This is a genomic window from Corynebacterium sp. CCM 9204, assembly GCF_041357695.1.
In the GTDB taxonomy this organism is placed as follows: domain Bacteria; phylum Actinomycetota; class Actinomycetes; order Mycobacteriales; family Mycobacteriaceae; genus Corynebacterium.
Genome location: NZ_JAUERX010000001.1, coordinates 273,491 through 295,236 on the forward strand (window position 1 = coordinate 273,491; position 21,746 = coordinate 295,236).

Sequence of the window (21,746 nt, forward strand, 5' to 3'; positions counted from 1 at the left end):
GCCGTCACTCGTGGCGCAGAGCCTCGATGGGGTTGAGGCGCGCGGCACGGGCGGCGGGGTAGAACCCGAAGAAACCGCCGATTGCCACGGAGAACCCGAGTGAGAACAGCACACCGGCGATGGGCGGGAACACCATCGTGCCCATCAGTTTCGCGCCGATGACACCGAGCGCCGTGCCCAGCAGCACACCGATCACACCACCGAACAGGCAGATGATCATCGCCTCCACCAGGAACTGCAGTCGGATGTCCCGGTTCCTTGCCCCGAGCGCCTTGCGGATACCGATCTCCCGGGTCCGCTCCGTCACCGTGACCAGCATGATGTTCATGACCCCGATTCCTCCGACGAGCAGGGAGATACCCGCGATGACGGATAACCCGATACTCAGCGAGTCGATGACCTGGCGGAAGGAATCGATGTCCTTCTTCATGTCGGTGACCTTCGCCGTGAAATCCGGGTCCGTCGTGTACTCGGCGGCCGCGAACTCCGACAGTTCCCTGCGGAAAGACTCCTCGTCGGTGCCTGCCACGGGGCGCACCGACAGCCGGGTCCATGTTCCGGGGTCGCCGCCGAGACGGTCCTCCAAGGACCACGGAATGTAGAGCGCCGGTGTTTCGTTACCACCGGCGCCGAATATCCCACCGCCGGAGGATTTCCCGGTAACACCGATGACAGTGAGTGAGATGATTTGCCCGTTCGTCGCCTCAACGTCGACGGATTTTCCGGGGGCACCGGCGGTGTCCCCGCCGAAAAGGGCGGTGACGAGTTCCGGGGAGACGACCGCAACAGGTCGGGCACCGGCAACATCGTCATCGGTGACGGGACGGCCTGCGGTGACGCCAGTGGTTCTCATCGTGATGAAGTCGGGGTTCACCCCGTGAATACGGGCGCGTTTCGTGGTCTGCGGTTGGTCTGAGAGGCTGACCGTTCCAGAGAGATCAGAGGTCTCGCCGATCGGGATTCCGACGATCTGGCCGGTGAACTTCGTCCGCAACCGGTCGATAAGCTCCGGGGTGATCTTTGATGTGGCGGGTACCGGAGTGGGGGATAAGAAGTCATCACCGCTCTCGGCGGTGCGGGACTCGACCTGCAGTGAGAAGTCGTTGGCCCCGGAATCCGCGAGACTCTTCACCAACTGTGTCTTCAGTGAGGAACCGAGGGTGAGGACGATGATGACCGAGGTGATACCGATGATCACACCCAGCAGCGTGAGTAGTGCCCGCAGCTTGTTGCCTGCGATGCTGCCGACCGCGAGTCGCAGGGCTTCGTTGAAGTTCACTGGAGCAGGTCCCCTTCGGAGATGCGGCCGTCACGCATGGTGACCACACGGGTGGTTTCCGCTGCGAGCTCGGGATTGTGGGTGATGAAAACGATGGTCTTGCCCTGATTCCGGTTCAGGTCGTGGAACATGTCCATGACCAGACGACCGGTGTGCGAGTCCAGAGCGCCGGTGGGTTCATCCGCGAGGATGAACTCCGGGTCGTTGGCCAGGGCGCGGGCGATCGCGACGCGCTGTTTCTGCCCACCAGACAGCTCATTGGGCCGGTGATCCAAGCGCCCGCCCATGCCGACCATCTCCAGCAGTTCGACGGCCCGCTCAGTACGTTCCGCGCGCGATACACCGGCGTACATCATCGGCATCTCCACGTTCCGTCGGGCGCTGATCCTGCCGATGAGGTTGAAGTTCTGGAATACGAACCCGATCGACCTGCTGCGGTGCTCCGACAGAGCATCGCTGTCCAGCTCCTGCGTATCGACGCCCGCGAGATGGTAACTACCGGACGTCGGCCGGTCGAGCAGCCCGATGATGTTCATCAGCGTCGACTTACCCGAACCCGAGGCACCCACCACGGAGACGAACTCGCCGTGCTCCACGGTGAAGTCACACCCCGGGAGCACCGTCAGCTCCCCCTCGGTACCGATGTTGTACGTCTTGACGATGCCCCGCATCTCCACCAGTGGGCTCATGCGGCGTCCCCGAGCGTCACCGTGGTACCCAGCAGATCACGACGGGTCGACCCCTGGCTGATCACGTTCTCACCCTTCTTCAGCTCGCCACCGGTGACGGCGACGGTGACGTCCCCCTCGGTACCCGTCTCGACGCGGCGTTCCTCCACGGTGCCCTTCGACCCGGGGCCGTCGGCACCTGTGACGACGAGAACCGCCTTCGAACCATCGGCACGCTCGAACACCGCTTCACGGGGCACCGCGAGACCACCTTTGTCCGCCGCAAGCACGATCCTGGCCCGGGCGCTACCGCCGATCCGCAGATCCTTCGTGTCCCCCTCGATCGTGATCTCCACCGGGAACGTCGGACGCTGCGCACCGGAAGAAGCGGTACCGGACGTCCCAGCCTGCTGGGTCGCCGGAACACCCACCTGGACTCCCGCCACGGGGGACACCCGTGCCACCTTTCCACGGAACGTCTTGCCCCCGGTCGCCGCCGTCGTGAACGTGACCTCCGCGCCGGGTTTCAGATCAGCCACATCAACCTCCGGAACCTCGGTGCGCAGAATCATCCCGGAATCATCCGCGAGGGTCACCACGGAACCGGCGACAGGGCGGCCGACCTCCGCACCGACGTTAACCACCACCCCGGTGAACGGTGCCCGGATTTCTCTCGCGTTGATGTCCCGCGTCAGATGATCGGTGCCCCGACCGACGGACTCCCGGGCTACCTGGGCCGCACGCTGGGCCTGTTCGACACCACTGGCCAGGGACTCCAACTGTTGACGGGCGGTCAGCTTCGCCGATTCCACGGAGACAGCGGCTTCTTTCTTCGCTTCGAAGGTTGAAGCGACCGACCGCTGAGCCTCCGCCAGATCACGGTCCACCGCCTGGAGTGCGGTTGTGTACGCAGCTTGGCGGTTGTTCAGATCTTTCACCGAGTTCTGCAGGGCGGTCGCTGACTCCACCGTGCCGATGTGGGTGGTCACGGACTGCTGCACGCCCTCCACCGAGGGGTCGGTCTGCAAGGCTGCGGCGGCAGATGCAACACCGGCCCGAGCCAAGTTGATCTCCCCGTTGAGCACCTGCTGGCGTGCCTGTTCGAGGGCACGCTCCTGTTCGACCAGGCGCGGATCACTGCCGTTGAGTGCATCCGCTTTCTTCATCTCGAATGCGCGCACGGCGTCCTCGTGTGCGGCCGTTGCCGTGCGCAGTGCCGCCTGTGCGGAGTTCACCTCCGGATTCAATGACTGATCGAGTCCCTCCTTGTACTGGCGATGCTTCTGCTGCGCCTGCTCCAGGGAGTTGAGTTCCGAGGTCAGTGTCGTCGCCTGCTGTGACTTCTGATTCGCGAGTTCCCTCTCCACAGAGGACACATCGACGGTCGCCAGCAACTGTCCGGCCTCGACCCGGTCTCCGGCTGTCACTGACAGGGAAGTGAGAGGACCGATGAGAGCGGTGGTCACGGCTTCCGTCTTCGCGGCCGTCACCGTCGCGGTGGTCTGGATCGCCCGGCTCACATCCTCAACCTCCGCCACCCGGTACTCGTGGGCAGCCAGGACTGTGCCGTCCCCGCTCCCGGAACAACCCGTGGCGGCGAGACACAACGCTGCGGCCGCCCCGGTGAGTAGTAGACGGTGTGGGCGGGGGACACGGAGAACGGAGGAAAGTGACATCGGAAACCAGGGCCTTTCGGTCTTTCGGATACTGCGACTCGCACAGGTCGGTTGAAATGTCACGCTAGGGTGCCTTCCCGGGGTGCAACCGGGAGGAAGCTGGGGGAAAGCTGTGTATCTGTACCGGCCCTTATACTGGAGCACTGACAGTGGAAGAAGATTTCCGGTGATGTCGCACACCCGACCACCGCCGGGAATACATCAGGGGAGAGGATCGGACATGGCCGGAGCCACCGACCAACGGCGCGCCGAGGTACTGCGCGCCATCGTCGCCGACTACATTGCCTCCCACGAACCCGTCGGTTCCAAGGCGCTGGTTGAACGCCACCGACTCGGGGTCAGCTCCGCCACTATCCGCAACGACATGGCTGTCCTCGAGTCAGAGGGCTACATCGTGCAGCAGCACGCCAGCTCCGGACGGATCCCCACGGAGAAGGGGTACCGGCTCTTCGTCGACTCGCTCCACGAGGTCAAGCCACTCTCTCCGGTGGAACGACGCGCGATAAAGAGTTTCCTCGAGGATGGCGTCGATCTGGAAGACGTCCTCCGTCGTGGCGTGCAACTGCTCAGCCAGCTCACCCGTCAGGCCGCCGTCGCACAGCTCCCCACCCTGAGTGTCTCCCGGGTTCGGCACTGTGAGGTGGTACAACTCACCCCCTCCCGTATTCTGCTGGTCCTCATCACCGACACAGGGCGTGTCGATCAACGTAACGTTGACACAGATGTCGAACTAACCGCCGATCAAGTGGCGAGACTCCGTGATGTACTCAACCAGGCGCTCGTGGGCAAGACCCTGGGCGATGCCTCCGTCTCGATGGCCGATCTCGCTGTGAATGCCCCTGCGGACATCAGAACCGCTGTCATCCGGGCATCCACCACACTCATTGAAACACTCGTCGAAGCCCCCAGTGAGCGGATGGTCCTCGCCGGTGCCTCGAATCTCTCCCGTATGACTGGTGATTTTCCCGCAGGTCTCCCCACGGTCCTCGACGCTCTGGAGGAACAGGTCGTGGTGCTCCGACTGTTGTCCGGGGTCACCGCACACGGAGTCGTACACGTGAGTATCGGTGAAGAGAACCAGGACGACCAGTTGCGGGGCGCCTCCATCGTCAGCACTGGATACGGGACCACCGGTGCGACCTTCGGTGGTCTCGGCGTCGTCGGCCCGACCTATATGGATTACCCCGGCACCATCGCCAAAGTCCAGGCCGTCGCCCGCTACGTCTCCCGCGTTCTCGGCGGGGATTGATGCTGCTTTCTACCGGCCGAACGCCCCACCCCGCAGTACGGAACTGGCGGGGTAAGACACCCGGAAAACGGGTCAGCGCACCCGGGGTTTCTTGTTCGGGGTGCTTTTCGCGCCTCCGCGCGCAACGATGTTTCCTGAACCGAATTCTCCCCAGGCGGACCAGGCGATGAGAATGACCAGGAATATGGCTGTCCAGGCGGTGAGTCCGAATAGAGCGGATAGCAGGGCCAGGATCATGAGTCCGAGTGAAATGTAGAAGTGTTGTGTGTTGGCCATGTCAGAACCTCCTGAGTGGCGTGTCGTGACGATGAGGCGGACAGTGTCTGTGTTCACATGGTGGAGGTCATTGTAGTCACGCTCGCCGCGTCAGGTAAGGCCCAGTTTCGGTGGGGGTTTTCCCGGGGAGCAGCATCGGTGCCGGGCGGCTGGTCCCCGCTTAGGTGAAGTGGCGCATGCTCACTAATATGAAAGAGATGCGGGGGTTACCCCGTTCCCGAACACGCAACCAAGACCCTCATTCCGGCCCCAGCGCGGCCGGTGACAGAAGGAAGTATCAGACAACGTGGCTCGTGACTACTACGGCATTCTCGGCGTCGACCGTTCCGCCTCGGACTCGGAGATCAAGAAGGCCTACCGCAAACTCGCCCGCAAGTACCATCCGGATGTGAATCCGGGGGAGGAAGCCGCGGAGAAATTCCGGGAGGTGTCGCTCGCCTACGAGATTCTCACGGATGCGGAGAAACGGCGCATCGTCGACCTTGGTGGTGACCCCGCAGAGCAGGGGAGCGCTGGTGGTTTCGGCGGTGGTTTCGGCGGCGGTGGTTTCGGCGACATTTTTGATGCGTTCTTCGGTGGTGGCGGTGGTGGACGTGGCCCCCGGTCCCGTGTTCAGCCGGGCGCCGATGCACTCCTGCGTACCTCGATCACCTTGGAGGACGCGTTCGTCGGGGTGCGCAAGGACATCACCGTCGACACTGCTGTTCTCTGCGCGGAATGCACCGGCTCAGGTTCTGCGTCCGGCTCGAAGCCCGTTCCGTGTCAGACTTGTTCCGGTACCGGTGAGCTGCAGGAGATGCAGCGCAGCTTCCTCGGCAACGTGATGACGAGCCGCCCGTGTCCGAATTGCCAGGGCACCGGAGACGTCATCCAGGATCCCTGTAACCGGTGTCATGGTGAGGGCCGGTGCAGGGCACGACGTGATCTCGTGGTCACGGTGCCCGCTGGTATCGACGACGGAATGCGGATTCGGATGGCGGGGCAGGGCGAGGTCGGTCCCGGTGGTGGGCCAGCAGGTGACCTCTATGTGGAGATTTCGGTTCAAGGGCATCCCGTGTTCAGTCGTCAGGGGGACGATCTCCATCTCACGGTGCGCGTGCCCATGGTCGATGCGGCTCTCGGGACTGAGGTTCAGGTGGAATCTCTCACAGGTGAGCCGATGACCATCACACTCCAGCCGGGTTCCCAGCCAGGGGACCGGATTCGGCTCGCCGGTTCAGGTATGCCGCGCCTGCGTTCCGAGGGGGCGGGTGATCTCGTCGCACATCTCGATGTCGTGGTCCCCCGGGAACTGGACGATCGCTCCCGCGCACTGCTGGAACAGCTCCGTGACCACCGGGAGGACTCCGCCGAGGTCAACCGTGAGGGCGATGGCGAGGAGACCCTCTTCAGTCGGCTACGCAATCGTTTCCGGCGATGACACTTCCCGTCTTTCTCTCGGACCTCGATGCGGTCCTCGCGGGGACGGAACCCGAACCGCTACCGGGCCCCGGGGAAACCATCACCGTCACTGGCCCGGAGGCACGACATGCGGTGAGCGTGCGTCGCCTCGGTGTCGGAGATGAGCTGGTTCTCGTAGACGGGCGCGGAAATGCTGTCCGCTGCACGGTGCGGGACACGGGCGGCAGGGACACCATGAGTCTGATTGCGGCGGAGACGCTGGCTCCGGTGAACCGGGTTCCTCGGGTCACGGTCGTCCAGGCGATCCCGAAATCTGAACGTGCAGAGCTCGCCGTCGACCTCGCCTGCCAGGGTGGGGCGGACGCGATCATCCCGTGGCAGGCGGAGCGCTGCATCGCCCGCTGGTCCGGGGCCAAACGGGATAAGGGGCTCAACAAGTGGCGGGCCGCCGCTGTCGCAGCGGCAAAACAGTCGCGGCGGGCCGATGTTCCACTCATCCCCTTCCTCGCAGAGGTAAGGGATGTTGAGAAACTGATCCGGGAAACCGTTGCCTCGGGTGGGGTGGCAGTGCTTCTCCACGAGGAATCGAGTGTTCCCTTCGCCACGATCAACTGGGAGCAGTCCCGAGATGTGGTTCTGGTTGTTGGACCGGAGGGAGGTCTCTCTCCGGCGGAGGTTGAGCGGTTCACGGTTGCCGGGGCGTGCGCTGTCCGGCTCGGTCCCGAAGTTCTGCGCACGGCGACCGCCGCACTGTCGGCGCTCTCAGCCATCGGGGTGTCCAGCTCCCGCTGGTAAGGTCCACTACGAGTCCACCGGCCCCACGGTCGGCGCACAGCCCTTGTCGAACACGTCCCCGAAAGCAGGCGAAGACCCACACGTGGCAATCTACAACACCACCGAGAGTGTCTCCGAGACCTTTGATCTCGACGCGGCCCTCGTGCCGAACGTGCTCGGTACCACCGACGGCAACCTGAAAGCGCTGGAAAAGTACGTCGACTGCGATATCTTTGTCCGTGGCAATGCCGTCACTCTGACCGGACCCGCGCACGAGGTGTCCCGTGCCCGTCGGGTTCTTGATGAGCTCCAAGCCACCGCGCGTCGGGGCGGGCACATCAGTCCGACGGCCGTGAAGCACGCCGTCAACCTCATTACCAGTGAAGCGCCGCAGTCGGTTGCCAGTGTCCTCGCCAGTGACATCATCGCGCGTCGGGGCAAGGTGGTCCGGGCGAAGTCCCTCGGGCAGAAGGAATACGTCGACGCCATCGACGACAACACCATCGTGTTCGGCCTGGGTCCCGCAGGTTCCGGCAAGACGTATCTGGCGATGGCGAAAGCGGTACAGGCGCTGCAGACCAAGCAGGTTAGCCGTATCATTCTCACTCGACCGGCGGTCGAAGCAGGTGAGAAGCTCGGGTTTCTGCCCGGAACACTCAACGAGAAGATCGATCCGTACCTGCGGCCGCTCCATGACGCCCTGCGCGACATGGTTGAACCGGAGATCATCCCGAAGCTCATGGAGGCCGGGGTGATCGAGGTGGCCCCGCTCGCCTACATGCGTGGTCGTACGCTGAATGACGCCTTCGTCATCCTCGACGAGGCGCAGAACACCACACCGGCACAGATGAAGATGTTCCTGACGCGGCTCGGATTTGGGTCGAAGATGGTTGTCACGGGCGACGTCACTCAGGTGGATCTGCCCGGTGGACAGCGTTCTGGGCTGCGTTTGGTCCGGCACATCCTCCGTGGTGTTGAGGGGGTGCACTTCGCTGAACTGTCGAGTGAGGATGTGGTCAGGCACCAACTCGTCGCCCGAATCGTCGATGCGTACGACGACTGGGAAAACACCGAGACGAAGGGACAGGGTCTTTCATGAGTATTGAGGTATTCAACGAGGCGGCGTACGGCGACGTGAATGAGGAAATGCTCATCGATGTCTGCAGCTACGCACTTTCACGGATGGACGTGCACCCGCAGGCGGAATGCTCCCTGTACATCGTTGACCCGGATATTATCGCTGAACTCCATGAACGTTGGCTCGATCTTCCCGGTCCGACCGATGTGATGAGTTTCCCGATGGATGAACTCACACCGGGTTCCGGGCGGCCTGACTCCGCAGATCCCGGCCCCGCGATGCTGGGGGACATCGTGCTGTGCCCCGAGTTCGCTGAAGGCCAGGCCGCTCGTGCGGGACACAGCCTGGACCATGAACTGTCCCTGCTCACCGTCCACGGGGTACTGCACCTCCTCGGTTACGATCACGTCGAGCCTGATGAGGAACGGGAGATGTTTGCGCTCCAGAACGAGATTCTCGCTGACTGGTATGACGATCTCGTCGAACGTGACGTCAGCTACCAGCCCAAACCCTCAGGCCCCGGTGCGTTCCCCACAGCCTCGGAGCGGGAGGCCCTCGATCACGTGAACACCGACGGCACCATACCGGTGATTGCTGAACCCACCACGGATGAACCAGATACGACGGAGAAGAACTGACCGTGAATCCAGTCATACTGGCTTTCGGCGCAGTAACGGCCCTGGTAACCTCCGGTGCGCTCGGCTCCGTCGAATCTGCCGTGACCTCGATTTCCCGCGCCCGGGTTGAGGAACTCGTCAAAGATGAGCATCCGGGTGCGGCGAAATTGCTCCATGTCATCGACCGCCGTGCGGACCACATCAATCTGTTGGTGCTACTCCGGACACTGCTCGAATCGACTGCCGCGGTGTGCACCGGTGCTCTGGCGTTCCACCTAGTTCCCTCACAAGGGTGGGCGATGGTTGCGGCGATCGGTGTTCTCACCCTGATCACTTTCGTCGTTGTCGGTGTCTACTCCCGGACCATCGGGAGGCAGAATCCCTACACGGTGTCCCTCAAATCGGCTCTCGTGTTGTCTCTGCTGGCGCATCTGCTGGGCCCCGTGACGAAGGTCCTCATCTGGATCGGGAATATTCTCGCCCCCGGTTCAGGTCTCCGCGACGGTCCGTTCAACACTGAGGTCGAGCTCAGGGAGATGGTCGACATCGCTCAGGAACACGGAATCGTCGAGGTCGGTGAGCGGCGCATGATTCAGTCGGTGTTCGATCTCGCGTCGACCACCGCCCGCAGTGCCATGGTGCCCCGCCCCGAGATGATCTGGATCGAATCGGATAAGACTGCAGGTCAGGCGACAGCGCTGTGTGTCCGTTCCGGGTTCTCCCGCATTCCGGTGGTGGGGGAGAACGTCGATGACATCGTGGGTGTGGTCTATCTCAAGGATCTCGTTCAGCGGACGTACTCGTCGAGTGACAACGGGCACAGCGTCAGTGTCGTGGATGTCATGCGGCCCGTCACCTTCGTTCCCGACTCGAAGAACCTCGATGATCTCCTACGGGAGATGCAGCTGAACAGGAACCACATTGCTCTCCTCGTTGATGAGTACGGCGGTATCGCCGGTCTCATCTCCATCGAGGACATCCTTGAGGAGATCGTGGGCGAGATCGCCGACGAGTACGATTCCGCGGAGGTCGCACCGATCGAGAAGCTTGACTCTGGCCGATACCGGGTTGTCTCCCGGCTCACCCTTGAAGACCTGGGGGATCTCGTGGATGAGGATCTGGGTATCGAGCTGGAATTTGGTGAAGACGTCACGGACCAGGTGGAAACCGTCAGCGGCCTCATCGCCTACGAACTCGGTAGGGTACCTTTACCTGGAGCGACTGTTCAGACCTGCGGGTTGGAACTCACAGCCGAGGGTGGGCGGGACCGACGCGGCCGGATGCGTGTCCGGTCCGTCATCGTGACAGTTCTCGATTCGGGATTGGGGAGCATCGAGTCACACTGATCGCAGAGCGGCTGTGGTGGCGCGGCCACGGGGTACGATGGAGTTTCGTCCGGGGATGGACACGTATCGATGTGCCACCCGCGGATTCCACCCATCGACAATCCGGGGCCGTTCGGCTCCGTGGAGGACTAGAACAACGTTGACTTCATTCACCGACACCCCCGAGGGGTTCCGTTCCGGTTTCGTCAGCTTCGTGGGACGGCCCAACACAGGCAAGTCCACCCTGACGAATGCACTGGTCGGCGAGAAGATCGCCATCACCGCCAACCAGCCGGAGACCACGCGCCATCCGATCCGTGGCATCGTGCATCGGCCCGATGCGCAGATCATTGTCGTGGACACTCCCGGTCTCCACCGACCGCGGACTCTTCTGGGGGAGCGGTTGAACGAAATGGTGAAGGAAACTTACTCGGACGTCGACGTCATCGGCATTACGGTGCCTGCGGACGAGAAGATCGGTCCCGGCGACCGGTGGATCCTCGATGCGGTGAAGAAGGTTGCCCCGAAGACCACCATCGTCGGGATCGTGACCAAGGTCGACAAGGTCTCCCGCGACAGCGTCGCCGTACAACTGATGGCCCTGCACGAGATGCTCGGCGGTGACTGCGAGGTCATCCCGGTTTCCGCTCAATCCGGTGAACAACTCGATGTCCTGGTTGATGTCCTGACGGGAGTGCTCCCTGAGGGGCCAAAGTTCTATCCGGATGATCATGTCACCGATGATGACCGGAACACCCGTATGTCGGAACTCATCCGTGAGGCCGCGCTCGCGGGTCTCAAGGATGAACTTCCGCACTCCGTCGCCGTCGAGATCGACGAGGTCCTGCCGAACGAGGAACGCCCCGATGTCCTCGACATCCACGCGGTCCTCTATGTGGAACGTCCCGGCCAGAAGGACATCATCATCGGTAAGGACGGTCGGCGTCTGGGCAGGATCATCCATAATTCCCGTAAGGAGATCATCGAGTTGATCGGCCAGAACATCTACCTCGATCTACGGATCAAAGTACTGAAGAACTGGCAGTCCGATCCGAAGGCGCTCGGCCGCCTCGGCTTCTAGAATGCGTGCCCCGAGCTTCCGCGACCGGGCGCTCGTGGTGCGGACCCATGATTTCGGTGAAGCAGATCGCGTCATCGTTCTTCTCACCCGTGGACACGGCCTCGTGCGTGGTGTAGCGAAAGGGGTACGGCGCATACGCTCCAGGTTTGGTTCCAGGTTGCAGCCTTTCGTGGAGCTTGACGTTCAGCTTCATCCGGGGAGGAATCTGCACAGCATCACCGGGGCGGACACCGTGGCCTATCACGGATCGGGACTCATCGAGGATTACACGCGTTACACCTGTGCCTGTGCGGTCCTTGAATCCGCGGAGCGTCTCGCTGTCGCGGAGTCGGGGGATGATCCGTGGCTGTTCGATGCCGCTGCCGCCACACTACCCAGACTCCGCACCGTCATCGACCCCACGGTAGAGCTCGACTCCTTTCTCCTCCGCGCTATGGCGCACGCCGGATGGTCCCCGAGTCTGTTCGACTGTGCGCAGTGTGGACGCCCAGGTCCGCATCATGCTTTTCATCCGGCATCCGGTGGCGCCGTGTGCGGGACATGTCGACCACCGGGGGCTGCGACACCGGATGCAGCGGTGCTTCGGCTCATGTGGTGGCTGGCTCATAATGCCTGGCCTGCGGTGGATGCTGCTCGGCTCGCCTCCGAACGGTCCGGGGATGGGTTGTTCACCGACTTCGCGGGGCAGGCGCACCAGTTGATCCGGGCGCATCTGCAGTGGCATCTGGAGCACCGCGTTCGTTCCCTGGACCTGCTTGATCAGGGATGAACCGGAGCACGCCACCGGGATGGTTCCCAGGGGCAGATGCGGGTGGCACAATGGAGCGGTGACTGCGAACACCACTCCGCCAGAAATTCCCGCCGAGTTCCTCCCCAAGCACATTGCTCTGGTGATGGACGGTAACGGCCGCTGGGCCACGAAACGTGGTATGAAGCGTACGGAAGGGCACCGACGGGGGGAAGCGGTGCTTCTCGATGTCGTGGATGCCTGTATCGCTCTCGGAGTGCCCTACCTCTCGGCGTATGCGTTTTCGACGGAGAACTGGCGGCGGTCCACCGATGAGGTTCGGTTCCTTATGGGTTTCAACCGGGATGTCCTGCGCAGACAGCGTGACGGTCTGCACGCCAAGGGGGTGCGCGTTCGATGGGTCGGGAGGCGACCGCGGCTGTGGCGGTCGGTGATTCGTGAGTTAGAGGCTGCGGAGGAACTGACCAAGGACAACACGACGATGACGCTCGCGATGTGCGTGAACTATGGTGGGCGAGCCGAGATCATCGATGCAGCCCGGGCCATCGCGGTGGAGGCAGCGGCGGGTCGGCTGCGACCTGAGCAGATCACCGAGACAACGTTCCCGAACTTCCTGGATGAACCCGATATGCCCGATGTCGACCTCTTTCTGAGGCCTTCGGGTGAGAAACGTACCTCGAACTTTCTGCTATGGCAGTCCGCTTATGCGGAAATGGTTTACCAGGACAAGTTGTTCCCCGACTTCACGCCGCAGGATCTCTATGATGCCGTCATCGAGTATGCACACCGCGACCGACGATTCGGTGGGGTCCGGTAGATGACAGAGGAAAATGGTTGTCCTATGGACCAGACGCCATCCCGGGCGCAGATCAAACGGTGGCAGCGCTACCTGGCGAATGAGCGTGCGGAGGCCGCCGTCTACCGTGAGCTCGCCCTCCGCAAAACGGGTGAAGAACGGGAGATCCTGCTGGCTATCGCTGAGGCGGAGGCTCGCCATGAGGAGCACTGGCGCACGCTACTGGGAAACTACGTGGGAATGCCCCGACGTCCCGACTACTCCACTCTCCTGATGGGTTTCCTCGCCCGCCGTTTCGGCAGTGTATTCACTCTTGCGTTGATGCAGTCCGCGGAACAGCGGACCCCGTACCTGGATGATGAAGATGCCACGGACCAGATGACGGCGGATGAGTGCATCCATGCCGAGGTTGTCCGTGGACTGGCGGCGCGAGGACGGGAGCAGTTGTCCGGTAACTTCCGTGCGGCTGTCTTCGGGATGAATGACGGTCTGGTGAGTAATCTCGCGCTGGTCCTCGGAGTCGTGGGAGCAGCCACCGGGAACGGTGTGATCGTTCTGACGGGGTTGACCGGACTACTCGCGGGGGCGCTGTCGATGGCTGCCGGGGAATACGTCTCGGTGTCGTCGCAGCGGGATCTTCTCGATGCGTCGACAGCCGACCCGATGGCCTCCGCGCAGCTCCCCCAGTTGGATGTGAACTCCAATGAACTCGAACTCGTGTACCGGGCACGGGGAATGAACGGTGAGGAGGCGCGGGCGAAGGCTGCTGCGGTGTTCGCTGGAATTCAGGCGAACCGGCCCGTGGAACGGGAGGCAATCTCGACGGTTCCGGTTGGTGCGGCACCTGCTGACTCGGAGGTCGTCGGCTCTGGAGTGTCAGCGGCTATGTCGAGCTTCTTGTTCTTCGCGTCGGGCGCGCTGATCCCCTGTGTGCCGTTCTTTTTCGGGTTACCGATCATCACGGCGGCCGTGGTGGCATGTGTACTCGTCGGTATCGCGCTCCTGTGCACGGGTGCCGTCGTAGGTTTACTGTCTGGCGTCCCGCCGGTTCGGAAGGCTCTTATACAGCTCGTGATCGGACTCAGTGCGGCAGCGGTCACCTTTGCACTGGGCAATGCGATCGGTGCGGTGGTCTGACACTTGACTGCTCGCTGTTCCGTCAGCTACCGGTGTCGGCCCTGTCGCCGATCCGACAGTCCGCACATACGCCGAAGACCTCAGCGGTGTGCCCGGTGAGTTCGAAATTGTTGCGACGTGACTCCTCCAGCGCCCACTTCTCCACCGGACCCCCCTCAATTTCGATGGTGTGACCGCATTCGGTACAGACGAGATGGTGGTGGTGCGCTTCGGTATCGCAGTGCCGGTAGAGGGATTCCCCAGTGGCCATATGGAGAACATCGACTGCGTGGATATCGGCGAGTGACTGGAGCGTTCGGTACACCGTGGTCAGCCCGACTTTGTGGTTGCGTTCGCCAAGTTCACGGTGGATGGTCTTCGCGGAGGCGAAGGTGTCGAGGTCGCGGAGAACCTCGACCACGGCAGCGCGTTGCCGGGTGCTGCGAACACCCAGCTTCGGAATCGTCGAGTCCTGGTTGGCGGACATGTGTGGGGTCCTTCCTGCAGGGTGCGTGGTCAGATGGCCGGGTTTTACCCGGGAATCCAGCTTCCGGCCGCCGTGGCGGATGATCGTGGGACAGCTTGTTCCCCACATGATAGCGCGTCCGACTCATCCGTACCGTCTGCGTTCCTTTCACGGGGAGTCAACCATGGGCCAAAACTCCGGGTGGAGCCTGGACACCAAGAGCGGCGGGCTAGACTGGACTGGAGCTGGTGCAGGGTAAGAACCCCGTGTCGGCGGCGCACCGGGATGACCAGGTAATCCGGTGTGGTTAGGCCGCCTCCACCCGTGTTCTCCACGGCTTTGTTACCCCGCACCATGAAACCGTAAATCTTCCATTAGGAGTACTGAAGAATCGTGGCACAGAAAACCACCATTGAAACCGTCGTGAACCTCTGTAAACGACGCGGACTGGTCTACCCCTGCGGCGAGATCTACGGCGGTACCCGCTCCGCGTGGGACTACGGCCCGCTCGGTGTCGAGCTGAAGGAGAACATTAAGAAGCAGTGGTGGCGTTCCATGGTCACCTCCCGTCCCGATGTCGTCGGACTGGATTCCTCGGTGATCCTCCCCCGACAGGTGTGGGTCTCATCCGGGCACCTGGAGGTGTTCACCGACCCGTTGGTGGAGTCTCTTCACACCCACAAGCGTTACCGTGCTGATCATCTGCTGGAGGCATACGAGGAGAAGCACGGACACCCGCCGGCAAACGGGTTGGCCGACATCAACGATCCAGAGACCGGACAACCCGGAAAGTGGACCGAACCCCGCGAGTTCTCCGGAATGCTCAAGACATTCCTCGGTCCCGTCGATGATGCCGAGGGGCTGCATTACCTGCGCCCTGAAACAGCTCAGGGCATCTTCGTGAACTTCAAGAACGTCATGACCTCGGCCCGGATGAAGCCGCCGTTCGGTATCGCGCAGATCGGCAAGTCCTTCCGCAACGAGATCACCCCGGGCAACTTCATCTTCCGGACCCGGGAGTTCGAGCAGATGGAGATGGAGTTCTTCGTTAAGCCCGGAGAGGACGAGGAATGGCACCAGTACTGGATCGATCACCGTTTCAACTGGTACGTCGACCTCGGTATCGACCCGGAGAACCTGCGCCTCTACGAGCATCCGCAGGAGAAGCTGTCGCACTACTCCAAGCGCACCGTAGACGTGGAGTACGCGTTCCACTTCGCCAACGGTAAGTGGGGAGAACTGGAGGGCGTGGCCAACCGGACTGACTTCGACCTCTCCACCCACACCAAGGGGTCCGGGGAGGATCTTTCCTACTTCGATCAGGAGAGTGGAGAGCGCTGGACCCCGTACGTGATTGAACCGGCTGCCGGACTCGGCCGGTCGATGATGGCGTTCCTCATGGATGCTTACCACGAGGATGAGGCCCCGAACTCCAAGGGCGGGGTGGACAAGCGCGTCGTACTCAAGCTCGACCGTCGTCTCGCCCCGGTCAAGGTCGCGGTCCTGCCGCTGTCCAAGAAGGACACGCTCACCCCGACCGCCGAGAAGATCGCCGAAATGCTCCGTCAGCACTGGAACATTGAGTACGACACCTCCGGTGCCATCGGGCGTCGTTACCGTAGGCAGGACGAGATCGGTACCCCGTTCTGCGTCACCGTGGACTTCGACACCCTCGAGGACCATGCCGTCACAGTCCGGGAGCGCGACACCATGGAGCAGGAGCGCGTCGCCATCGACGAGCTGGAGAGCTACCTGGCCACTCGACTGCTCGGCTGCTGAAACCATGCTCAGGGGAAACCCGGCGCCCTGATTCGGGGCGCATTCGTTCACCGGAAGAAAGGCTGACACACCGCCATGGAGAATCTGACCTGGGGTCCACGGCAAACGACTGACGGAAACACGAAACTGTCTCTCGCACTGGGGGACAGAGACGTCGCCGTCTTCGGGACCGAGCCCGCAGACAACCACTCCGCCACAGTTGAAGGCGAAGAGTGGCGGTTGTCCGCCTCGAAATCAGGTCCACTCCGTGCGACTCTCGCCGACGGGAGGGTATTCACCGCGACCCCGGACAAGTCCAGGCTCGCCCGTGCCAAGACCATCACCGTGGACTTTGCAGGTGACGCTGAAGCTGTACTGGTCAACGAATCCCGGTCCGACTGGGTCATCGAGGCGTCCGACGGGAAGAAACTAGGGCAGTTCTCCGGTGCGAATCACGGGGTACGTCGCGTCATCGTCGAAATGGAAGCGGACGCGGAGCTGCCGCTCGACCGAGCCGTGTTCACCGCATGGGTGTCCCGGAAGGCCCTCGAAGCGAAGATGATCAGCTCCACTCTCGTGCTCACGGTGAGTCTGCTCATCCTCACTCCACTGATCATCTGGTTCTTCCTCAACTGATCGCCGGGATCCGATATTGATGGATGATGAGGACAGGGCCGGCCTATTTGCTGAGGAATCCCCGAACCACTGGGTTTGGGCGGATGGCTACCTCCGTGACGGGCACGGCAACATCATCGCCATGATGTCAGCGGGAGTGATCCACACATCCGGGGAGCGGATTTTGATCGAGAGATCGGCCCCCGGACTGCGGTTCCGCTGCCGGGCAACCCTTTCCGGAGGGGAGGTCTACACCGTCGTGCAAACGGGATTCACCGTTCGCCGCCTGGCTGCCTATTGCTCGGGGACCAGGTACACCTTGCGGAGAAGATCATTCTTCGGTACCGACCGGGACATCATCGGGCCATACGGGGTGGTGGCCCGGACTCACCCCGACCACCGGGGATCCCTGTCGGTTTTCGACGGCCCCAGGCACACGGACCTGCCCATGTTTCCAGGCATTGTACTGTCCTGGGCGTGTGTCCTTGTGGATGCGGTCGAACACAACGTGAAGGTCTGATCAGCTCAGAACTTCCCGCCGAAGGAGCCGCCGAGATTGCCCCCTCCGCTGCTTCCCCCGAAGCCGCTGCCTCCACCGAAGCCGCCACCCCGGCCTCCGTTGCTGAGAATGGAATTGAGCACCATACCAGCGAGAAATGCACCGTTGCCGCTGCCGTTACGGCGGTTCATCCGGCGCTCGTAATCACGGATGTCTTTCTGGGCGCAGGCGAGTGCGGCGTTCGATGCGGACACACACTGCCCTGCTGCTCGAGTCGCGGAACGCAGATCAGTGTTGCGTTGCTGCAGGGCTGTGGCGTGGAGGCGCTTCGCTGCGGCGAGATGTGTCCGTGCGGTGCCCCCGATTACCCTGCCGCGGGTGGAGATGAGATCCTCCGCTGCCTGCAGAGTAGCGGCTGCAGTGCTGAGTGCCCTGTTGAACATGGCTTGTCGACGGCCGGCGTCGGCGGCCTCCGAACGGAACGTCGCCAGATGATCATCAAGCTCCGCATCCAACGCGAGTAACGTTTCCCAGGCCCCCAACGGATCTGAATCGGCGCGGCTCAATGCTTCTGCGCTTTCACGTTCCGCTCGGTTCGTCACCTCAGTGAGAACGGTGTGGTCGACATCGAGCCCGTCGCGTCCGGCGTCCGCGATGATCTGACGTGACTCGGAGATCTCGGTCCTGATCTCATCCGCGAGGGGGCCGAGATTGCTCTGTGCGGCACGAATGTTCGATTCCCCGTGTTCCACGCCATCAATCAGCATTTCAGCCTGCTGCAGCGCAGACTCGATGTGCCGGATATCATCCACCAAACCACCCTGCTGGCCAGCGGGTTTCACGATGAGAGAGCGTGCATGTTCCATCGTGGATTCCGCCTCGGTCACATGTGCCTCGGCGAGATCCGGATTGTCCTCAAGCGGGGAGATCCACTGCGGATCGAGGCGAGCATGCATCTGGGTGAGGGAATCACGTACCTGTGGTAGCCGAGTTCGCAGCGTGATGGTTCGACGGGTGAGTTCATCGAGTCGGCTGTCAGCGTTGATGAGAAGATCCCGCATTGAGTGGAACTCCTCGGCCCGTGCCTCCAGCGCCTGATCGGCCTTTTTGCAACTCGTGATGATCTCGATCAGCAGGCTCCTCCGGGTAACGGCATCCTCCGGTATCGAATCATCGAGTTGTCGACGGATCGAGAACGCACGTTGCAGTGTTCCCGTCGAATCGTTCATGGCACGGGTGAACGGCCTCGTACGTTCCGCGCCAAATTCAGCGACAGCGAGATCCAGCTCCTCGCGGGCCCCGCGAATCGACTCATCCGTACTCACCAGTTCATCCTGCGCCAGATGCTCCAGGACATCGAGTGGCAGATCCTCCAATCGATCAGACTGTTCCGGGGCCAGTCGCTGGGCATCAGCGAGCAGGGTGTTCCGTTTCTCCCGGGTGTTTTTCTTTGCGGAATGCCTGATTCCGAGGAATGCCGCCGCTATCGCACCGCCACCACCGAGCAGGAACAACCAACCCGTGCCCGACATGCCGCCACCCCCACCGGAACCTGAAGCAGCATCGACAAGAGCAAAGGCAGCCCCCGGGAAATCATCTTCCACCAGGTGCTCATAGGCAGTGGACCGTAGACGTTCTGCCTCGGACGGGGAGAATTCCTTTCCGTAACTCAGACCGAAATCCCGGGACTCGACCGCCACAGCGAAAATCAGGACATTCGCACCGTCATTGGCGCGGAACTCCCGTTCTGCCCACGTCGAACCCTCGATGCCGCCGAAATCACGCTCGAACACGACATAGATCTTGCGCGACGAGGTTTTCTGGTATTCCTTGATCTTCGACTCTAGTTCCGCCACCTGGCTGGGATTCAGAACTCCAGCATGATCCGTGACCGTGGAGGTGAGAGCACCGGGCTGCTGTGCGACGACGGAGATGTCCTGTACGGCCCATGCAACTGGCGCGCCTGCACCGAGCAGCGCCATCAGGCACACTGCTGTCATCCCGGCGAGCCGTGCGGGGAACCTCCGGCGCATCAGCGGCGAAGATACCGATCGGTCAGTGTTGCAGGCTCGAAGGAACCGTGTTGCAGAATTCATGGCCCAAGGGTACCGCGATCAGTTTCATGATGAGTGGCACACTGGGACCCATGAACCGTCTTGCCCCAGTATTACCGATGGCGGTCGTGCTGATTCTCTGGCCTCTGCGGATACTGCTGGAGCCGCACCGTCGGCCCCCTGATCCTCGGCGGGCTGATGCGCTCATCATCCCGGGGACAGCACAGTACGACGGTCGGCCTAGCGCGCAGTTCGCAGCCCGCCTCGATCACGCGATCACTCTGTGGAGACGGAACCCCGCTCTCCACATCATCACCGTCGGTTCCTGTCTTCCGGGAGATCGGTACACGGAAGCCGACGTGGGGGCTGCTTACGTTCAGGCGGCAGGCGTCACCCCGGATTCCATCGAGGCCGTGCCGGTGGGGAATGACACCCGGGGTTCACTCTCGGCGGTAGTCAAGGAAAAAGGAGGACGCGGCGAGGTCATCATCGTCACTGATCCGAACCACTGTCTGCGGGCGAGGATGATAGCCAGGGAGGTCGGATTCGGGCGGGTTTCGACGGCCCCGGCCCCTGGAACGCCGACACGGTTCCCTGGGGCACCCTGGGCGTGGACACTACTCCACGAATCCGCCGGGCTCGCGGTAGCCGATCTACGTCGGCTACCGTTTTCTGCGCCGGCAGCCGATAAGCTGGAACATGCGTTACGTGCTGCAGCGGGGCGTCTGCGACCGTCGAGAAACACCCGCTATCGACACCTCGACCGCGACAGGACCTGACCCAGAACACCTCGATCCCGGAGGAGACGTCGAAAAGCCGTGGACAGTTTCGCCCGATATCACTACACCACCGAAGATTCCGCGCGCTTCTGTGATGAGAAGCCCAAAGGTAGCCAGATGATCGCTACAACAGTGGACAGTCGCAGTGCCTTCGCACGTGACCGGGACAGGGTGCTTCATTCCGCCGCACTGCGGAGGCTCGCTGACAAAACACAGGTTGTCGGCCCACGGGACGGAGACACCCCCAGGACGAGGCTCACCCATTCCCTTGAAGTAGCCCAGATAGCCCGTGGAATCGCCTCCGGTATCGGGGTGAATCCTGACCTTGCTGATCTGGCCGGGCTCTGCCATGACATCGGGCATCCTCCCTACGGACACAACGGAGAGGTTGCCCTCGATGAACTCGCTGCCGGATGTGGTGGATTCGAGGGAAACGCCCAGACGCTGCGGATCATTTCACGCCTGGAACCGAAAATCCTCGCGACCGACGGCACCCCGCACGGCCTCAACCTGACCAGAGCCTCCCTCGATGCCGCCTGCAAATATCCGTGGACACGGGTATCACCCGACGGGACGGTGCGCCGGAAATACGGTGCATACGAAGAAGAAGCAGAGTTGCTCGCCTGGATCCGTGAGGGGCACCGGACGGAAGACTTCCGACCGTCCATCGAAGGTCAGGTCATGGATTGGTCCGATGATGTCGCCTACTCCGTACACGACGTCGAGGATGGAATCTGCTCCGGCCGAATCAGTCTGAAGGTTCTATGGGACCTCTTTGAACTCGCGGAACTCGCGGAGAAGGGGGCCGAGGCGTTCGGCGGAGATCCGGAGGAAATGATCTCCGCAGCGGATTCCCTGCGTCAGCTCCCAGTCGTTGCGGCAGCAGCGGACTACGACGGTTCGCTCTCATCTCTCGTTGCACTCAAGGCGCTGACGAGTGAGCTTGTGGGGCGGTACGTGGGAGCCACCGTCACCGCGACGCTCGCTGAAGCTGACGGTCAACCGCTCGGAAGAATGCATGGTCGACTCGTGGTTCCTCCGGCTGCAGCATCGGAAGTGCAGATGCTGAAGACGATTGCGGTGCTCTACGTGATGGAGGAAAGTCGGCACCGACAACGTCAGGACCGTCAACGGGAGAGGATCGCCAGGGTGCACGATTATCTGACCTTCGGAGCACCAGGTACCCTCGACCCGATATTTGCCGCCTGGTGGACAGAAGCTGACAGCGACGCGGCACGGTCCCGGGTGATCATCGACCAGATCGCCTCGATGACTGAATCTCGCCTGGAGCGGACGGCAAAGCAGGCCACCGGAATCGCCGGGTACTACATTTAGTCATGCATCAGAGGCGTAGGGGAGGGAGGAGAGTCGACCGTCCCCAAGATAAACAAGACAAGGGAACGCAACATTCCGGCACTATCGTCACGTGTTTGTCGATGAGGCCGTGATGTCTCATCTGGTGGAGAAGTCGCGTACTCCACTCGTCTCGAA

The 21,746-nt window shown here is 62.2% G+C and carries 21 protein-coding genes; 15 read left to right on the forward strand and 6 right to left on the reverse strand.

The window, feature by feature from the left end; translation table 11 throughout:
* Positions 1–4: 4 nt before the first annotated feature.
* Genes QWU43_RS01200 through QWU43_RS01210 form a run of 3 tightly spaced genes read right to left on the reverse strand, consistent with a single transcriptional unit; the run spans position 5 to position 3,623 of the window.
* Positions 5–1,279 carry an ABC transporter permease gene (locus tag QWU43_RS01200; RefSeq protein ID WP_370916957.1) on the reverse strand — a complete coding sequence of 425 codons (1,275 nt, stop codon included), beginning with the start codon at positions 1,277–1,279 and terminating at the stop codon, positions 5–7.
* Positions 1,276–1,968 carry an ABC transporter ATP-binding protein gene (locus tag QWU43_RS01205; RefSeq protein WP_232958984.1) on the reverse strand — a complete coding sequence of 231 codons (693 nt, stop codon included), beginning with the start codon at positions 1,966–1,968 and terminating at the stop codon, positions 1,276–1,278. The genes QWU43_RS01200 and QWU43_RS01205 overlap by 4 nt, the downstream gene beginning before the upstream one ends.
* On the reverse strand, positions 1,965–3,623 hold the full coding sequence (locus QWU43_RS01210; protein WP_370913722.1) for an HlyD family efflux transporter periplasmic adaptor subunit: 1,659 nt from the start codon (positions 3,621–3,623) through the stop codon (positions 1,965–1,967). The genes QWU43_RS01205 and QWU43_RS01210 overlap by 4 nt, the downstream gene beginning before the upstream one ends.
* A 220-nt stretch (positions 3,624–3,843) precedes the next feature.
* Between QWU43_RS01210 and hrcA the strand changes: the two genes are divergently transcribed.
* A complete protein-coding gene (gene hrcA / locus QWU43_RS01215) occupies positions 3,844–4,872 on the forward strand; it encodes a heat-inducible transcriptional repressor HrcA (protein ID WP_370913723.1) in 1,029 nt (342 codons plus the stop codon).
* Between the two features lie 72 nt (positions 4,873–4,944).
* On the opposite strand, the gene QWU43_RS01220 is transcribed toward hrcA, so the two are convergent.
* Positions 4,945–5,148 carry a hypothetical protein gene (locus QWU43_RS01220; RefSeq protein WP_370913724.1) on the reverse strand — a complete coding sequence of 68 codons (204 nt, stop codon included), beginning with the start codon at positions 5,146–5,148 and terminating at the stop codon, positions 4,945–4,947.
* Positions 5,149–5,434: 286 nt separating this feature from the next.
* Here QWU43_RS01220 and dnaJ point away from each other — a divergent pair, with 286 nt between their 5' ends.
* The 9 genes from dnaJ to QWU43_RS01265 all read left to right on the forward strand — a co-directional run bounded on the left by dnaJ (position 5,435) and on the right by QWU43_RS01265 (position 14,105).
* Positions 5,435–6,568, forward strand: coding sequence for a molecular chaperone DnaJ (dnaJ, locus tag QWU43_RS01225; RefSeq protein WP_370913725.1), 1,134 nt, complete (start codon positions 5,435–5,437; stop codon positions 6,566–6,568).
* Positions 6,565–7,344 (forward strand): 16S rRNA (uracil(1498)-N(3))-methyltransferase, encoded by a 780-nt coding sequence (locus QWU43_RS01230; protein WP_370916958.1) that lies wholly within the window; start codon positions 6,565–6,567, stop codon positions 7,342–7,344. Before dnaJ ends, QWU43_RS01230 begins: the two co-directional genes overlap by 4 nt.
* A gap of 142 nt (positions 7,345–7,486) precedes the next feature.
* Complete coding sequence (locus tag QWU43_RS01235) at positions 7,487–8,422, forward strand: PhoH family protein (protein WP_370914270.1); 936 nt, start codon at positions 7,487–7,489, stop codon at positions 8,420–8,422.
* Entirely contained in the window at positions 8,419–9,039 is a 621-nt protein-coding gene (gene ybeY, locus QWU43_RS01240) for an rRNA maturation RNase YbeY (RefSeq protein ID WP_370913727.1), read from the forward strand. The genes QWU43_RS01235 and ybeY overlap by 4 nt, the downstream gene beginning before the upstream one ends.
* A gap of 2 nt (positions 9,040–9,041) precedes the next feature.
* Positions 9,042–10,364, forward strand: a complete 1,323-nt coding sequence (locus QWU43_RS01245) for a hemolysin family protein (protein WP_370913728.1) — start codon at positions 9,042–9,044, stop codon at positions 10,362–10,364.
* 139 nt (positions 10,365–10,503) lie between these two features.
* Positions 10,504–11,424, forward strand: a complete 921-nt coding sequence (gene era, locus QWU43_RS01250; protein ID WP_370916959.1) for a GTPase Era — start codon at positions 10,504–10,506, stop codon at positions 11,422–11,424.
* A gap of 1 nt (position 11,425) precedes the next feature.
* Entirely contained in the window at positions 11,426–12,193 is a 768-nt protein-coding gene (gene recO / locus QWU43_RS01255) for a DNA repair protein RecO (protein WP_370916960.1), read from the forward strand.
* A 19-nt stretch (positions 12,194–12,212) separates the two neighbouring features.
* Positions 12,213–12,989, forward strand: a complete 777-nt coding sequence (locus QWU43_RS01260) for an isoprenyl transferase (protein WP_370914271.1) — start codon at positions 12,213–12,215, stop codon at positions 12,987–12,989.
* Between the two features lie 24 nt (positions 12,990–13,013).
* Positions 13,014–14,105, forward strand: a complete 1,092-nt coding sequence (locus QWU43_RS01265) for a VIT1/CCC1 transporter family protein (RefSeq protein ID WP_370913731.1) — start codon at positions 13,014–13,016, stop codon at positions 14,103–14,105.
* A gap of 22 nt (positions 14,106–14,127) precedes the next feature.
* Here the strand turns inward: QWU43_RS01265 and QWU43_RS01270 are convergent, their stop codons facing one another.
* Entirely contained in the window at positions 14,128–14,571 is a 444-nt protein-coding gene (locus QWU43_RS01270) for a Fur family transcriptional regulator (protein ID WP_370913732.1), read from the reverse strand.
* Between the two features lie 372 nt (positions 14,572–14,943).
* Between QWU43_RS01270 and QWU43_RS01275 the strand changes: the two genes are divergently transcribed.
* The 3 genes from QWU43_RS01275 to QWU43_RS01285 all read left to right on the forward strand — a co-directional run bounded on the left by QWU43_RS01275 (position 14,944) and on the right by QWU43_RS01285 (position 17,443).
* A complete protein-coding gene (locus QWU43_RS01275; RefSeq protein ID WP_370913733.1) occupies positions 14,944–16,329 on the forward strand; it encodes a glycine--tRNA ligase in 1,386 nt (461 codons plus the stop codon).
* Between the two features lie 75 nt (positions 16,330–16,404).
* Complete coding sequence (locus QWU43_RS01280; protein WP_370913734.1) at positions 16,405–16,944, forward strand: hypothetical protein; 540 nt, start codon at positions 16,405–16,407, stop codon at positions 16,942–16,944.
* A gap of 19 nt (positions 16,945–16,963) precedes the next feature.
* Positions 16,964–17,443 carry a hypothetical protein gene (locus tag QWU43_RS01285; protein ID WP_370916961.1) on the forward strand — a complete coding sequence of 160 codons (480 nt, stop codon included), beginning with the start codon at positions 16,964–16,966 and terminating at the stop codon, positions 17,441–17,443.
* A 5-nt stretch (positions 17,444–17,448) separates the two neighbouring features.
* Here QWU43_RS01285 and QWU43_RS01290 read toward each other — a convergent pair whose 3' ends face one another.
* Positions 17,449–19,518: a TPM domain-containing protein gene (locus tag QWU43_RS01290; protein WP_370916962.1), complete on the reverse strand. Its 2,070-nt coding sequence runs from the start codon at positions 19,516–19,518 to the stop codon at positions 17,449–17,451.
* Between the two features lie 50 nt (positions 19,519–19,568).
* On the opposite strand from QWU43_RS01290, the gene QWU43_RS01295 reads away from it, so the two are divergent.
* Positions 19,569–20,255 (forward strand): YdcF family protein, encoded by a 687-nt coding sequence (locus QWU43_RS01295; RefSeq protein ID WP_370916963.1) that lies wholly within the window; start codon positions 19,569–19,571, stop codon positions 20,253–20,255.
* Between the two features lie 39 nt (positions 20,256–20,294).
* Complete coding sequence (locus tag QWU43_RS01300) at positions 20,295–21,590, forward strand: deoxyguanosinetriphosphate triphosphohydrolase (RefSeq protein ID WP_370913738.1); 1,296 nt, start codon at positions 20,295–20,297, stop codon at positions 21,588–21,590.
* The last annotated feature ends 156 nt before the right edge of the window (positions 21,591–21,746 follow it).

Bases quoted from the DNA above. Each gene is read 5' to 3' on its own strand.
- QWU43_RS01205 (WP_232958984.1), bottom strand. From the start codon at position 1,968: ATGAGCCCACTGGTGGAGATGCGGGGCATCGTCAAGACGTACAACATC.
- QWU43_RS01210 (WP_370913722.1), bottom strand. From the start codon at position 3,623: ATGTCACTTTCCTCCGTTCTCCGTGTCCCCCGCCCACACCGTCTACTA.
- hrcA (WP_370913723.1), top strand. From the start codon at position 3,844: ATGGCCGGAGCCACCGACCAACGGCGCGCCGAGGTACTGCGCGCCATC.
- QWU43_RS01220 (WP_370913724.1), bottom strand. From the start codon at position 5,148: ATGGCCAACACACAACACTTCTACATTTCACTCGGACTCATGATCCTG.
- QWU43_RS01230 (WP_370916958.1), top strand. From the start codon at position 6,565: ATGACACTTCCCGTCTTTCTCTCGGACCTCGATGCGGTCCTCGCGGGG.
- ybeY (WP_370913727.1), top strand. From the start codon at position 8,419: ATGAGTATTGAGGTATTCAACGAGGCGGCGTACGGCGACGTGAATGAG.
- recO (WP_370916960.1), top strand. From the start codon at position 11,426: ATGCGTGCCCCGAGCTTCCGCGACCGGGCGCTCGTGGTGCGGACCCAT.
- QWU43_RS01260 (WP_370914271.1), top strand. From the start codon at position 12,213: ATGGTTCCCAGGGGCAGATGCGGGTGGCACAATGGAGCGGTGACTGCG.
- QWU43_RS01265 (WP_370913731.1), top strand. From the start codon at position 13,014: ATGGACCAGACGCCATCCCGGGCGCAGATCAAACGGTGGCAGCGCTAC.
- QWU43_RS01270 (WP_370913732.1), bottom strand. From the start codon at position 14,571: ATGTCCGCCAACCAGGACTCGACGATTCCGAAGCTGGGTGTTCGCAGC.
- QWU43_RS01280 (WP_370913734.1), top strand. From the start codon at position 16,405: ATGGAGAATCTGACCTGGGGTCCACGGCAAACGACTGACGGAAACACG.
- QWU43_RS01285 (WP_370916961.1), top strand. From the start codon at position 16,964: ATGGATGATGAGGACAGGGCCGGCCTATTTGCTGAGGAATCCCCGAAC.
- QWU43_RS01290 (WP_370916962.1), bottom strand. From the start codon at position 19,518: ATGAATTCTGCAACACGGTTCCTTCGAGCCTGCAACACTGACCGATCG.
- QWU43_RS01295 (WP_370916963.1), top strand. From the start codon at position 19,569: ATGAACCGTCTTGCCCCAGTATTACCGATGGCGGTCGTGCTGATTCTC.